Below are 15,504 nucleotides of genomic sequence, written 5' to 3'. Positions count from 1 at the left end.
GACCAAGAACGGCCCATCCTACCTGCAGTTGCTGTCTCCCGGCACATAGGCCGGTGTCGTCGCCGCGGCTTCGTTGCTGTAGGGAGATTTGTCGCTTCCCCGGAATGCCCGCACCCGGTAGGTATAGGTCTTGAGCGGATCCAGGCCGAGGTTGTCGGTGTAGACAGTGACATCGGCACCGACCGTGGCCGTCTTAACCCACTTGCCGTTCCATGCCTTTACTTCGATTTCGTAGCCATCCTCGTCCGAAGCCATATCATCCCATGTCAGCTGGATCTTGAAGGCATTGACGGCAGAGGCGGCAAGGGTCCGGGGTTGTGCCGAAATGGTCGTGGCGCAGCCGATGTTCGAGTAGAGCGTCTCCCAGCCGGTGGTGCAGGCAGCGGTCTTCTCGGCCTTGACGCGATAGCAGTACTGGGCCGAAGGAGTGAGCCCCAGGTGAGTGTAGAGCGCCGTCCCCCCGGCAACGGTCGTAACCGGTGCTGCGTCGGAGCAGTCGGCGTTGTTGCAGCCGTAGATGACGAAGCGGCTCTCGTCGGGGATGGAGTCGCCCCAACCTAGAAGCAGCGACGTGTCGGTGGCCGGCGTGACCGTCAGGACTCCGGGGGGCACAGGAGCCGGAGTGGCCACCGTGGCCGCGGCGCTGGCCGGCCCCGTATACCCGGCGGTGAAGGTGTAGCCGGCCGACTGCTCCTCGACGCCGACGGTTGCCGACGGCTCGGTTGCCGCATACTTGCGCACCCTGATCCAGTCCCAATCGGTGGCGTAGGGCTGGCCGTTGCAGGCGTCGGTATCATAACGGCGCCCAAGCACAATAGATTCGGCGGAAACGCCGTTGTTCACATTACCGGCATTCCAGTAAAGGGCGCCGGTATCGAAGTTGGTCACCTGCATATTTATCCACGACGCATCCTTCACTGCCGAAGAGTATAGCATGTTGGCCGCGGCCGTGGGGGTTCCACCCTTTGCGGTGTAGGCATTATTGTTGCCATAGTGGACATATGCCGGATGTTCGAGCCATCCGACGTTGTTGTATGACGCTGCGTAGAATCCGCCGATGATCTGGCCGTCGATGGCAAAGGAGGTGGTCTTCGCCTTGATGTCCAGGACTACGCCCGGCGAATAGGTTGTTTTGGAGGTGAGGCGGCCGGTCACGTCGGTGCCGTGGAGGTAGCCGCCGGACACCGAGAAGCCGGTGCCGTCGGTGACCGTCCATTTGCTTGTGTCGATGGCGCTGCCGGTAAAGTCTTCGAAGAAGTCGAAAACGAGGGTGCCGCTGGCCACGTTCTCAGCGCCGGCATTCCCGTAATATAGCTGGATAGTGCTGCTGGTCCTGGTCTTTACCCAGACCGTGGCGGTGGAGCTGTCGGTCTTCTTCTCGATCCAGTAGGGAAGTTCCTGGTTGGTGCCTGGATCGAAGAAGCGGATATCCGAGAAATCGGCCTTCATGTCAGTGTCATAGGCCACCGTCACCTTGGTCTGGAAGTTGGGCTGGAAGTTGGCGATGGTGATCGGCTTGCGGCGGGTCCACACACCTCCCCCCCCGGAAGAGAGCCCCACGTTCACAGCCTTTACCTGGTAGGTGTAGGCGGTGCCGGGGCATACGCCGGTGTCCTCGTAGCTGGTGGCATGGCCCGGCGAGTAGCCGACAAGGGCGAAGTCGCTGCACGGGTTCCCCAGGCACCGCTCTACCATGAAGCCGGTGTCCGACGGCGAATTGTCGGTCCACCGCAGGGTGACGGAGGTGCTGCTGGAGGCGGAGGCGGTCAGGCCGGTGGCCGCCAGGACCGTCGTGGCCGCGGAAACGATGCCGTTGGTGTTGTAGGCGCTGTAGGAGGTACAGGACGCCGTCCTCTTGGCATGTATCCGGTAACGGTAGGTGGTGTCGGGGAGAAGCCCCGCGTCATTGTATGAGGTAGTTCCGGCGGGCAGCTCAATGGTATCCGCCCCACTGAAGTCACATGTGGCGCCGGTGCAGCGCTCGATAACAAAATTGGTCTCGTCGCTGCTGGCATCGGTCCAGGCCAGATTGATCTGGGACTCGCTTGCCCTTGTGGCGCTGAATCCGGTGGGGGCGGCAATTATCGGCGTAGCGATGGACTTGGTGGCGCTCGGCTCACCGGTATAGAGCCAGTCGGATGTATAGCAGCCGCCGGCCTGCTCCTCTGCCCCGATTGTCATCGTGGGGATGGTTGCGGCATAGCGGGAGGTGATTTCCTGGGCGGTCAGGGCGCGGTTGTAGATCCGCACTTCGTCGATCATGCCGTTGAAATAGCGGCCGGGATAGTCCAGGACGCCAATCGCCAGATTTATGGACGAAAGGTTCGGGAGATAGGGCAGCGTCGTGGTGCCAAGGGACTGGCCGTTCACGTAGATCGTCGCCGACTGGCCGTTCAGAACCGCCGCCACATGGTTCCAGGCGTTGGTGGTGGCGGCGGTGCCGCTCGCCGGAACATAGTCGTTGCACCAGGTCGGCATGCTGGGGCGGCCGCTGTTCTGGATGCTCAGGGCAAAGCCAAGACCGTTGCAGGCCCTGCTGCTCCAGGAAACGATGCCGTTGTAGGTGGCATCGGCATAGGCCTTGGGATAGATCCACGCCTCCACCGTAGCGACGCTTCCGGTGGGCACATTCGGTGCCGCCCGGTTGGCCCACTGGCCGCTGCCGTTCAGGCTGAGGGCATTGCCGTAGGGACCGCCGGCCACAATGCCGTAGGGCGCTCCGATACTGGTCAGGGTCAGGTCGTTGCCGGTGCCGCTGAGATCCTTGGTGGTTCCGGTGGTGGTTCCGGCATTTTCGCTGAAGGGATAAAACGCCATGAGACCGGAACCGAATACCCCGGCCTGTGTACTGGTAGCCGTTGCCGACGGGTTGCCGTAGTAAATGGAGACGGAAGCCGTTTTCCCGGTCTTGAGCCACAGGGTGGCCGTGACGCCGTCGGTCTTGCTCTCGATCCAGTGGGGGAGCTCTCCGCCGGTGCTGTTGTCGATGAAGCGCAGATCGTCGAAATCGGCCTGCATGTCGGCATCGTAGGGAACCGTCAACTTCACCAGGAAATCCGGCTGGAAATTAGTAATCGTCAGGGGCGCCCGCCTGCTCCAGCACCCACCTCCGGCAGAGGAGAACCCTTCATTGACCGGCCGGATCTGGTACGTATAGCTCGTGCCGCTGCAGACGCTGGAATCGGTATATGAAGTGATGCCGGCGCTAACCGAACCGGCCTCGCTGAAGACCGAGCAGCCCGCATCCTGGCACCGCTCGATCTTGAAGGAAGTTTCCGAGAACGTGGTGTCGGTCCACGACGCCGCCACCTGGGTGCTTGAGGGGGTGGTAAGTGTCAGGCCCGTCGGTACCGGCACCGTTGTCGTGGTCTCCTGCGCGGCGCTGTAGGGGGTGTACCAGCCACAGCCGCCCCCCTTGTAGGCCCGCACGCGGTAACGATAGGTCGTGTTGGGGATACGGCCGTAGTCGGTGTAGCTCGTCACATTGGCATCAACCGTCGCAATCTCGGCAAAGGTGGTGCAAGCAGCGCCGGTGCAGCGCTCGATCTTGAAACCGGTTTCGTCGCTGGTATTGTCGGTCCAGCCGAGCACGACGGACGCCTCGGACTGGGCGGTGGCCGCAAAGGCGGTCGGCGCCTGGGGATCGGTGAGGGTCGCCGGGACGGCCGTAGTGTAAGTAACGGGCCAACCGGTAACCCACGGCTTGATGGACTTCACCCGGTACATGTAAGTGCCCGAACAGGCGGTGGTATCGCTGTAGGAGGCCGTGGCCGCCGCGCCGGCGGGTATCTTCACCGGGAAGCCGCCGTCAAGGGCGGAGAAATCGCAGTCAAGCCCCGAGCAGCGCTCGATCTGGAAGCCGTCCTCGTTGGTGGTGGTGTCGTTCCAGGAGAGGTCGACACGGGTGCCGCTCACCGTCGCCAGGAGGGTGTCGGGGGGCGCGGGGGTTGAAGTGTTCTTGCAGACCACGTCGGTGTATGGCGAATCGCCGGTGGGGATCAGCGTCTTCATCCGGTAGCAGTAAGTCTGGGCGGCGTCCACCGCCCGGTCCACGTAGGAGGTGGCGTTGGCGGGTGCCGTATCGATCCGGGCAAAATCGCCGCAGGCGGCTCCGGTGCACCGCTCGATGTCGAAGCCGGTTTCCGAACCGGAGTTATCGTTCCAGCTGAGGGTTATCCGGTCCACCGCCAGCGGCGTCGTATCCAGCAACGGCAGCACTGCCTGGTAGTTGGTGAGGGCCGCGGCCCCCGTGGCCGTATGATTTACGGCATAGGGGATGCGGGCGGCGAATGTTGCGCCCCCGACGGTGAAGGGGCCGTATTCCTTCGTGCCGGCGGTGGCGGTAGGGGCAACGGCCGCCGCCTTCCGCACCAGAACCCAGTCCCAGTCGGTCCGGTATGCCTGGCCGCCGTAGTAGTCGTAGTAATAGGTGCGTCCCAGGGCAAGGGGCTTATTGGCGATGGAATAGGTCTTGGACGTGGGGCTGATGTACCAGCCGCCGGTGTCCCAGTTGTACGCCTGAACCGTCGTGGTGGCGCCATCGGGGCTGGAAATAGTGTAGCCGATGTTGTTGGCCGGTACCGAGGTGGTGGTCACGGCGGTGATTGACTGGCCGTAAAGGTTGTACCCGCCATGGTTCGGCCCCACGGAGATGCCGAAGTAATCGTAGGTGCCGTTGTAAACCCCGCCCACCATGTGGGTATTGGTGGCAAGCGTCGTCGTCTTCGCCTTTAAGGTGGCAAGCATCCCCCCCTGCATTTTAAAGGTGGACACCAGGCGGCCGTTGGAATTGTTCCCTCGCAGGGTTCCGTCCTGAACGGTGAAATCACCGGCGCTGCCGAGGGTCTGGGTCCATTTGGAGCCATTGATGGCGGTGCCGGTGAAATCGTCGAAGAACTCGAAGGTCGCATCGCCGTTGTCCACGGACGGTGCCGTGGTGCTGCCGTAATAGTAGTAGAGGGTCTTGGTCCCGACAGGGATGGAAGGCACCTTCTGGAAGATCCTGACACCGGCGGTGCCGCACTGGAGCTGCTGCACCCACTGGCTGAGCAGCGTTGTCCCGTCGGAATCGACCGCCCGGATGTCCTCGCAGCCGGTGGTGACCGCCGGGCTCACGGCAAATGCCGCCGGCTGGAGGACTGTCGTTTCGGCAGTTGAGGTGGCGCTTTCCAGCTCCCAGCCGCAGGTGGCGGTTTTGAAGGCCGACACCTTGTAGGTGTAGCTCGTGCCGGGGGTCAGGCCGGTATCTTTGAACGATGTGGTGTTTGCCGTCAGGTCGCCGCCGACCCTGGTGAACACCGAACATCCCACGCCGTCGCAGCGGTAGACGCGGAAGCCGGTTTCGTCGCTGGTGGTATCGGTCCAGGCCAGGTCGATCTGAACCTCGGTGGCGCGGGTTGCAGTGAAACCGGTCGGAGCGGTGGGGACCGGGGTGGTCACGCTGCGGGTGTTGCTCGCGAGGCCGTCCCACGTGATCGCGAAGGCTCCGCCGAAGACCGCTTCCGCCCCCAGCGTCACCGTTGGCTCGGGGGAGGCGTATTTGCGGACCCGGGCGTTGTCGAGCTTGAACACCTGGTTGTAGTTGGCGAAGCCCACCTTGAACGACGCAGCGGTGCTGTAGGTACTGGCATAGAACGAGGTGGCGGCGTCGGAGCTGGTGCCGTGGTAATAGTTGGCACCCGCGGTCGGCAGGACTTCGAACCGGAAGTATTGCCACGCATCCGAAGATATCGCTTTTTTGTTGTCGCCGCGGCTGTTTCCGTCCTCGTAGACCGCCAGGCGGTTCCCGCTGCCGTCATAAATCGGGTAGGCCGCGTAGGCGAAATCGGTGTAACTGGCGCCGGTCGTGGTCGATTTGATGCCGGGCATCATGTATTGGCCGCCGGAGCGGTAGTGGTTCATCTCGAACACGAAGGGACGGCTGAAGTTCGCCACGGAGTACATGCCCGTCGACCACCCGCCGGGGCCTCCGCTCGACAGCAGCTCGCCGTTTTGCGAGTAATAGGAGCCAAGAACAGTGGTCCACTTGGCGGTATCGATCACAGTTCCGGCGAATCCGTCGAAGAGTTCGAAAACCAGCGGGCCGTTGCCGGCACCGGTTGCCCCGGCATTGCCGTAATAGAGGGAGATGTCGTTGAAGCCGCCGGTTTTAATCCAGAATGTGGCGGTCGTGCTGTTGGTTCTGCTCTCAATCCAGTAGGGAAGCTCCCGCTGGGTCGTTTCATCGTAAAAGCGGACATCGGTAAAATCGACTTTCATGTCGGCATCGTAGGGGATGACGACCTTTGTCTGGAAATACGGCTGGAAGTTGGCAATGGCAAGTGGCACCTTCCGGGTCCAGGTGCCGCCGTTGGCCCGGGAAAGCCCCTGGTTTACGGGGCGGACCCGGTAGGTATAGGTGGCCCCGTTGCAGGCGGACGTGTCGGAAGCGCCTGTGGCGCTGGAGGCGGTAAGGATAACGCCGCTGTAATCGACATCGGCGCAGGTGGTGCCGGAGCAGCGCTCCACACTGTAGCCGGTTTCTGATCCGGCCGTATCGGTCCAGGCCAGGCTTACGGTGGTGGTGTCCCCCGCCGTGGCCGACGTAAGGCTGGGCGCAACGGTGGTGGTGGTTGCTTCAGCGGTACCACTGTAGGGGCCGTTCCAGCCGGCAGTCGACGTCTTGTATGCCCGGATCCGGTAGCGGTAGAGCGTATCCGGCTGTACCGCCACGATGTCATTGTAGGAGACGGCATTGGCGGCTGCCGTGTCGATCTGGACAAAGTTGCTGCAACCGGAACCGGCGCACCGCTCGATCTTGAAACCGGTTTCGTCGTTGTTAGCGTCGCTCCAGGTGAGGTTTACCTGCCCCTCGCTTGCCTTGACGGCGGCCAGCCCGGTGGGGGCAGACGGTGACGGGGTCGTGACGCCCACGGGGGTCGAGAACTGGGACTGCCAGTCCGCCGTCTTGTAGGCAAGTATCTTGTAGGCATACGAGGTTGCGGCGGTAACGCCCGTATCGCTGTACGTGGTTATATTGGAAGCGACCGAGCCTACTTCCGCGTAATCCGCAGCACCGCAGGAGCCGGTGGTGCCGGCGCAGCGGAAGATGCGGAAACCGGTCTCCCCGGTGGTGTTGTCCTGCCAGGTGAGGTTGACCGTGGTGGTATTGGCGGCCACCGGCACCACGACACTGGGCGGCGGCGGGCTCGTCAGCACCACATCGCGCTCGATCCAGCGCTGGTCCGGCTGCCCAGACTTGAAAGCCCGGACCCGGTAGCAGTATTCTTCGCCGACGTTCAGCCCCGTATCCGAGTAGGTGGTAGATGCGGCCGGCGCCGTGGCCAACAATTGCCAGGTACCGGACGATGCGCAGCTTCCCACCTTGCGCTCGATGGCGAACCCGTCTTCGCCGATGGAGGTGTCGGTCCAGGCAAGATCGGCCTTCGTATAGAACGGCGACGCCGTAAAGGGGGAGCTTGCCTGCAACGGCATGCTGTCTCCCTTGTAGACGAGATAGTCGGCATTCCCCGCGGCATTGGTGGTATACCCCGCCACCAGGCACTCCCCGAGGGAGTTGATGGCGATTGCCAGGGCCTGGTCGTAGCCGTTGGCTGCGCCGTTGTATATGGTGGCGGCGATAAGGGTTCCCGTATAATCGTACTTCACCGATATGGCGTCGGTGGTGGAGCCGTCGGCAGGTCCAGTGTACCCCGCGACGCCGACGTTGCCGCTGACGTCCATGGCCATGGCGGTGGCGTAGTCGTCGCTGGACGGGCGGAGGTGGACCTTCTGCCAGACGACGTTGCCGGAACCGTCGTAACGAGTGATGATGAAATCGTGATTGCCCGCTCCCGTAAGGGTCGTGCCGGCAACGACCACCGTGTCGTCTATCAGGTCATACCTGACCGTTACCCCCTTGTCGTCGGCATTGGGATTGCCGGCGGTGGTCCCGTCGTAGCTCTTCTGCCAGATAATCCGGTCGGCGGTCGGCACCGTCTTTCCGTCGTACTTGACCAGGATGATGTCATCATTGCCCGAAGCGTTGCGGGTACTGCCGGTAACGTAAATATTGCCCGCAGCGTCCACGGCGAGGCTCTGGCCGTAGTCGTCGCCATGGCCGGCGCCGTCGAGGATGTGGTCCCATATCCTGGCCCCGGTGGCCCCGTTGTACTTGGCGGTGTAGATATCGTAGCTGGTGCCGTTGTGGCGGTAGCCGGTAATGACGATGTTTCCGTCCTTGTCGAAGGCGAGGGCCGAAGGGTAATCGTTGCCGCCACCGTTGTAGGGGGCGGCCGACCAGGCCGGTATCGCCTTGCCGAAGCCGTCCAGCGGCGGGGTGGCAGCATATTTTATCAGGTAGATATCGTCATTGTTGGCGGCGTTCTTGCCATACCCCACAACGGCCACGCTGTTGGAGCCATCGACGGCGGTGGCGATGGCCCTCGCCCGGTCGTCGATGCCGCCGGGGCCGTTGTACTGCCCCTCCCAGAGGATGGCCGCCCCGTCGGCCCGGTATTTGAGGGTAAAGATGGAATTGATGTTCTGGGCCGCAGGCTCGTAGTAGAGGGAGGAATATCCGGTCACGGTGGCGGCATTATCCGGGCCCACCGTTACGCTCCTGCCGACGTCGAGCTCGTCATCCACGTCATTGTAGCGCTGGCTCCAGGCGATGGCGCCGGTGGAGCGGTCAAGCTTGACCGTATAGTAGTCGTAGCCGCTGATGGCGGCCAGGCTGTAACCCGTGACAACCGGGTTATTGTCGGGTCCGACGTCGACTGCTTCAGCGAAGTCGTCGCTGTTGTCGACGCTGTTGAATACATAGCTCCATGTGGGGGAGAGATAGCTCACGTACAGGGTGAGGGCACTGATCTCGCCGGATGGGTTCGAGTCGCCGTTGGCCGCGTTGTAGGAGCGGACCCGGTAGTAATAGGTGCTGTTGGCCGTGAGTCCGGTATCGGTAAAGGTGGTCACATCGGCGGCCACCGTGCCGGCCTCGGTCCAGGCCCCCTCGCTGGTGAGCTTGCGCTCGATGCGGAAACCGTCCTCGTTGGCGGAGTTGTCGGTCCAGTCGATCTTGACGGAGGTATTGGACAGGACGGTGGCTGTCGGATTGCCGGGGGCGTTGAGGCTTCCGGCGTCCAATACCACCTGCCAGTAGTCGTAATCCGTCGCGCCGGATGTCCAGACATCGGACCATCCCCCCATAACCACCACGAACTCGCTGTCGGTGGTCTTGATGCCGAGTCCCACCGCCTTGTCGCTCTTGCCCGACGCCCCGCTGAAGGCCGCATGCCAGAGCTCGCCGGCACCGGCAGCGCCGTTCTGGAACTTGATGCAGACCATGTCGGTGTAGCCGGAATCCGCAAGCGAGTAGCCGCTCACATAGACGTTGCCGCCGGCGTCGAGGGTGATGCCGGTGCCGAAGTCGTGGCCACCAGCCCCGGAATCATAGAGCCGATCCCAGGCCTTTGCTCCATCAGCCCCGCCGTACCGAACGGCCAGAAGCTCCTCGTTCCCCGTGAGGGTGGAGGCATACCCGGCCACATAGACGTTGCCCCCGCCATCAAGCGCAAGGGCCGCCGGTTCGTCGTCCATGTTGGCCGTCCCGCCATAGGTGGACTGCCAGAGGACAGCGCCATCCGCAGCACCATACTTTGCAGTGTAGATATCAACGCTGGTGCCGTTATTGACCGAAGCCGTGATGACGACGTTGCCCGAGCCGTCAACCTTAACCTTGCGCCCCACATCGGCATTGGCGCCCGCCGTGCTGAAGCGGCGCTCCCACAGCTTGGCGCCCGCATAGTCGTACTTAACCGTAAGGACATCGAAATCGGTGCCGTTCCACGATTGCCCCGTAACCGCAACCCCTCCCTGCCCCGCATCTATGGCTGCGAGCTTGTCCGCCCCGTTGGCCGAACCGTTCCAGGTGGCAGTCCAGAAGGGTGTCCCATCGGGGTTAGGCCCGTTCACGCCGTATTTCAGGACGGCATAGTCCTCATTGCCGGACGCATTCTGCACATAGCCGCCGACATAGACGTTATTGAGGCTGTCGACGGCAACGGCCGTGCCGATGTCATTGCCGCCCGCAGGGGCGTTGTAGGTGTGCTCCCAGAGCTTTGCCCCGTCGCTCCCCCGGTACTTGATGGTGTAGATGTCGAAGTTGCTGCCGTTCCAGGCAAAGCCGGTGACGATGACATCGTTGCCGGAGTCGACGGCTATGGCGGTGGCCTGGTCGGAGCCTCCGCTCCGGTTGTAGGCGTTGCGCCACGCCACCGTGCCGTCGGCATTGAACTTCACCGTCCAGTAGTCGTCGTCGGTAAGTCCCGCCAGGTTCCGGTAGCCGGTAATGATGAGCCGGCCATCGCCGTCCACAACCGAGGCCATTGCTTCCTGCTTGCCCGCCTGGGGAGTATCCCCCGCATCCCGCAGCTTGTCTCCCCCTGCACCGAATACCGGTACTGCCATCAACAGCGCAAAGGTCACGAGAACGGCCAGTTGTCTCAACGCATATATCATCGCAATCACCATTGTGTTTTGGAGTTCCACGAGTTGTCGGGCCACACGCCGGTGGGGTGGCAGTTCACCCGGCTTTGCCCCTTCCCTCTCGGGAATGTGCCGCTACCCTCGCCGGCAGCACCGCCGGACGCCACCCTCCCCCGGTGCTTCACATCGAGGCAGTTGGTCTGCATGAGCCGCGGAAGGCTTGAAACGTGGGGAACGTGGCACTTCGAGCAGGTGAAGGCATGCATGTCGTTCTTGCCCCACCCTTTCACCGTCTGGTGCACGCGGTCAACGCTCTTCCACGGTTTCGTCTTGTCGACCCCGGCAGTAAGGCTCGCCTTGGTATGGCAGCGCGTGCAGAGACCGGCGAATTTCGAGTCGTCTTCAGAAACCCGGCGCCAGCCGAAGGTCCCCTGATCGATGTAGACGTTGGGGGTCGGAGTCGGGTTCTGCATTGAGCGGCTCCCCCTGCTGCCGGTGGTTGCGCCGCTGACCGGGAACTCCTCCTTGTAGGGAGATGTCAGCCAGGTCCCTTTCAGGAGCGGGACGGCATAGGCCTGATCGCTGCCGAGGGACGGGCTGACGCCGTGGGGATCGTGGCAGGGGGTACAGAGGCCGTCGATGGTACCCATGGCCCCGTTCGCCAGATCCGATGAGGCATTGAAGTGCCCCCCCACGATGGAGCGTTCCTTGAACGGAGTCCGCTTCATGTATCCCGCCTTGCCCGCGCCGAACTTGTCGGTGTCGCGGTACCCCTTCACCGAGGAGATGGCGCCGAAGGTGGAGAAATAGCCCCAGGGAGTGATGCCGCTGTTCCTGGTCAGGTGGCAGTCGAAGCACTGGCCGGCGCCGGTGTTGTATGGGTTGACCGAGCTGGTGTCCGGGTTCGACGACGCCTTGTAGGTCATGGCGTACCCCCCTTTGCCCGCCTGGGTCTCCTTCAGGTTGCCGCCGTTTTTCGTGCCGTTGAAGGTCACATAGCTGGTGGTGGTGCCGTTGGCCTTGGAGCCGTGGGAACTGTGGCAGTCGAAACACTGCACGGCCTGCGTGCCGCCGCGGGTATTGGGGATGGCATCGTCGTAGCCGTTCTGGGTGCTCCACCCCCCCTGGTTCGCCACGGCGTTTCCGTGGGCGGAGAAGGACTTGGTCAGGTTTTTCCTGGCGGCATTTGCGGTGCCGGCGTACTTGCCCCAGGTCGTGGTGCCGGTCTGCTTGTAGCGGGCGGCAATGCTGGAGCGGTCCCAGGCGTACTGGCGCGGAGTCTTGCAGTCGTCAAAGACATCGGTGTCGTTGTTCTGGTCGCTGTGGCAGCCGATGCAGTGGTTCGTCACCTTGGCCGACTCGGTACGCTCCGAGGCGGTGCCGATGTTGGAAGCCAGGAACTGGATTGCCGTGGTGGTGTTGTAGAACGTGGGCCTTACCCCCGGCTTCCAGACCACCAGGTCCACCTTGGCGTTCTTCACGGTGGAGTAGAGCTTGTAGTTGTATCCCTCGTGGTAGACGACGTCGATGAGCCCCTCGGCCGTGGACTCCCAGTGGCACTGGTAGCAGTCGGTGTTCCTGATCTCGCCGTTGGTCCGCTGGACATGGTGGGAGTTGGAGCGCAGCTGCCCCATGATATCCATCCGCTTGCCGATGGTGCCGGCATGGCACTTGGTGCAGTCCCGCGGCAGGCCGAAGGCGGTATGCTTCGGGATCGGCTTGGCGTTCTCGTGGCAGCTGTTGCAGGCCTGCTTGTTGGCGTGGCTGTCGGCGAAGCGGTGCTCGTGGCAGGTGGTGCAGACCCGGCTCACGTTGTGGCCATCGCCGCTCACGCCGGTGAAGTGCTTGCTGGAGGCGGAATGGCACACGTTGCAGATGCCGTTGTAAGGAGCCGTGGTCCTGGCATAGTCGAGACCGCTCTGCTTCTTGGTAAAGACCACGTCGGCTTTGGTTTTGGGGATGCCGTAGCGGCCATCGGTGGTAGTCGCCACCTTTTCATGAATCATGTAGATGTTGGCGTCGCCATGGGGGTCGTGGCAGTCCCAGCAGAACTTGCCCCCCTTCCAGGTTCCCTGGTAACTGGAATAGGTTCCCCATATGGGTGATATGGTTGCCGAGGCCACCTTCGTCCACCCGCCCGAATCCTTGAACGCCCGATAATGCTTGTAGCCGAAATGGCCCGCCGAGGCCCTGGCCTTCTTCGGCTTGATATACCGGCTCCCGGAAAGCAAAGGATCGAACCCCAGGGAATATTTCATGGGGTCGTTTTCGGGTGCCAAGTGGCACTGGGTGCACTGGCCGCCGCTGTCGTCGTCATGGCACTGGAGGCAGACCCCCATCATCATATACTGGTTCCGGACATCGTCCTTCTGCTCCGCCGTCCAGATTCCGGCATTGACGTCGTGACCCTTGTGGGTGCCGGTTGCAAAGGTGCCGCTGTCGGAATCATGGCAGGTGGCGGCCGTACAGCCGGCCACCTGGGTATGGCCGGTGAACTCGGTTACCGTGCTCCAGTTGCTCTGCCTGAATACGATACCGAGCGTCGTGGCCTGGGGAGCCAGGGAATCGGTCTGCCCCACGTGGCAGCCGATGCACTCGGCGTCGCTGCGGGTCATGTGGCAGTAGACGCACTCCTTCTCGAAGCGGCGCTCGTACTGGCGGTGCATCCGGAGCCGGAAAGGATTGGTGGCGTCCTTGTGCAGGGCGTTATTGTCGTGGCAGTACCAGCAGGGGTTGCCGGGAAAGTTGGCCGCCGGATTCCCGGACACCGGATAGGCGCCGGAGGAGGAATAGCGGCCGTGGCCGGATACCGACCACTGGGTGAGACTGATTTTGGCCTGGGTGCCGTTGAAGGAGTTGTAGTCGTCCTTGTCCGCGCCGGTGGTCCCGTGGCAACCGAGGCAGGTGACCGCCCCCGTAACCGAGCCCCCCCAGACCGGGTCGGTGCCGCTGGTGTGGCACTTGGTGTTGGAGCAGGTCTTGGCAACGGGGTTGTAGGAACCGCCGTCCTTGAAAACCACATCCTTGGTTTTGTTCACGTGGTAGGTGCCGTTGAGGTGCGAAGATTCCCCCATGCTGCCGGTGGGAATGCCGCTGCTGTGGCAGGAGGCGCAGTCGCCGATGACGGTGGCGGCATGGCAGTTGTCGCAGCTGAAGTTCGTTTCCGAGTGGCGGGGATGGGAGTTGGCGCGGGCAGTCCCCGCCCCCTGGTTGGCGAACATAGGCATCGACTCCATCCACTCCTGGCCCGTGGGGAAAGCGTACGACCCGGGGGTTCCGAAGCGCTCGGGAAGTACCCACACCTTGCCGTCCACGATGCGCCCGTCATGGCACCCCACATCGGAACACCCCCCCCGCTGGTGCCCGTGGCAGTCATTGCAGCCGGCCTTGGTGGCAGACCACGGGAAGGCGCGAACGGTCTCGGGATCGGTGGTGCCGTCGCTGTGGCAGTAGACGTTGGCACAAACCTTGGTCGCCGGATCGTAGGATGCTTCCGGCCGCCCCACGATGTTCCACTGGGAAGCCATCTTCACATCCCTAGTCCCATTTACGTGCATGGCCGTATCGATGATTCCGCCGGTCCCGTCGGTGGTGGCGCTGTGGCAGTATGAGCAGGGGTACTTCCGAATCCAGTGGGAACCCACCAGCTTGTTGTGGCCGTTGCTGCTCATGTTGAGATAGGGGGAGCACTTTGTCTTGCCGCTGTCCCAAACCCCGCCGACGCTGTTGCAGTTCGCCTCGGTACTGTCGGTGCTGCGCCCCCGGTGGCACGAATAGCACCGGACCGTGCCCGAATCGGACCACCGGGCCGTCGTGAGCGGCTCGCCGCCGCGCCCATCGCTGTGGCAATACAGATTGGTACAGGTACCGTTGCGGGCAGGGCTCCGGCTCGGCATGAAATCGGGATAGGAAACCGTACCGCTATAGGAGCCGCCGCTATTGGGCGCTTTGGTGAACCGGACGGCGAGCCCGCGCTTGCCGACACTCGTGGCATGGGCAAAGGGGCGCGCCTCGGCGGTGTGGTCCGTATGGCACGATGGGCAACTCCCCGTACCGGTCCCCAGATAATCGCCATGCTTCTTGCCGGGACCAGACACAGCCGGATGGTTTCCGTCATTTGGCGCAGCACCGTGGCATGCGGAACAACCGGCCGGAGCGGCAAGCGGCGGCGAGCCCCAGGCGGGAGTTTCCCCTTCGAAATGGCAGTTTATGTTGCTGCAGCTTCCGGGCGTCGGGGTTGCGCTCTGGAGCGATGACGTAGCGTTACGGAATACCGTGGAAAGAAGGGAATTATTGATGCGGCTGGAAATTCTGATACTGCCGTTGCGGTGGGACGAGGTGTAGGAAGCACTGCCGGGATGACACAGAGAACAGGTGGCCGGAACCGCCGACTCTCCCATGTGGGTCCGGTGATTTCCCGGAATCCCCCCGGAGCTTATATTTCGATAGGCATTATCGGCGGGCCGGTAATCCACCGGGCTCGAAGTACCGTGGCAGTTGTAGCATTCTATCGCCCCTTCGGCCGCTCCGGCCAGAGACAATACGGATGCAACCAAAAGAATCAACGACGCGCCAACTCTCCGCCCAAATCCCACGTCGAACACGCCAGCCCCCCGCATCGCAAGAAAGATCACATATTACGCACAACGTCTAAAGATTACGTAAGCCACCATCCAGAGCTCTGCGATACCTGTGTACATCTTAGATATACCTAATGAATTACTAAACAATTTTCAGGCACCGATTTCCGCCAAATAACCCGAAACGGCAGAGACATCTCGCCTCAACCGGCCGTAATATATGGATTACCCTCTATACTTTGAATAATTGAATGAGAACACTGCAATTGTTGCGCCCGAAGCCACATAAACTATGCGGGTATAAAGAGGACATACCTCCTAAACAGCCGTTAATATTGCATTACTGGTGAATAAAAAATTTATACAGGGATTCTAATGGGAAGCTTCTTGTCGGCAGATGTGGGATGGATTGTCCGTCACATAGCGTTCATGGCAAGGCGCCCCTCGCCCATTGCGAGAT

2 protein-coding genes are annotated in these 15,504 nt (G+C 62.3%); both read right to left on the bottom strand.

What is annotated here, in order from left to right:
• Positions 1–18: 18 nt before the first annotated feature.
• On the bottom strand, positions 19–10,497 hold the full coding sequence (locus JZM60_RS11160; protein ID WP_241426232.1) for a DUF2341 domain-containing protein: 10,479 nt from the start codon (positions 10,495–10,497) through the stop codon (positions 19–21).
• 5 nt (positions 10,498–10,502) lie between these two features.
• Positions 10,503–15,068, bottom strand: coding sequence for a CxxxxCH/CxxCH domain c-type cytochrome (locus tag JZM60_RS11155; RefSeq protein WP_241426231.1), 4,566 nt, complete (start codon positions 15,066–15,068; stop codon positions 10,503–10,505).
• Between the last annotated feature and the right edge of the window lie 436 nt (positions 15,069–15,504).

Source organism: Geobacter benzoatilyticus, from assembly GCF_017338855.1.
Taxonomy (GTDB): domain Bacteria; phylum Desulfobacterota; class Desulfuromonadia; order Geobacterales; family Geobacteraceae; genus Geobacter; species Geobacter benzoatilyticus.
This window is presented reverse-complemented; position numbering and strand designations above follow the sequence as displayed.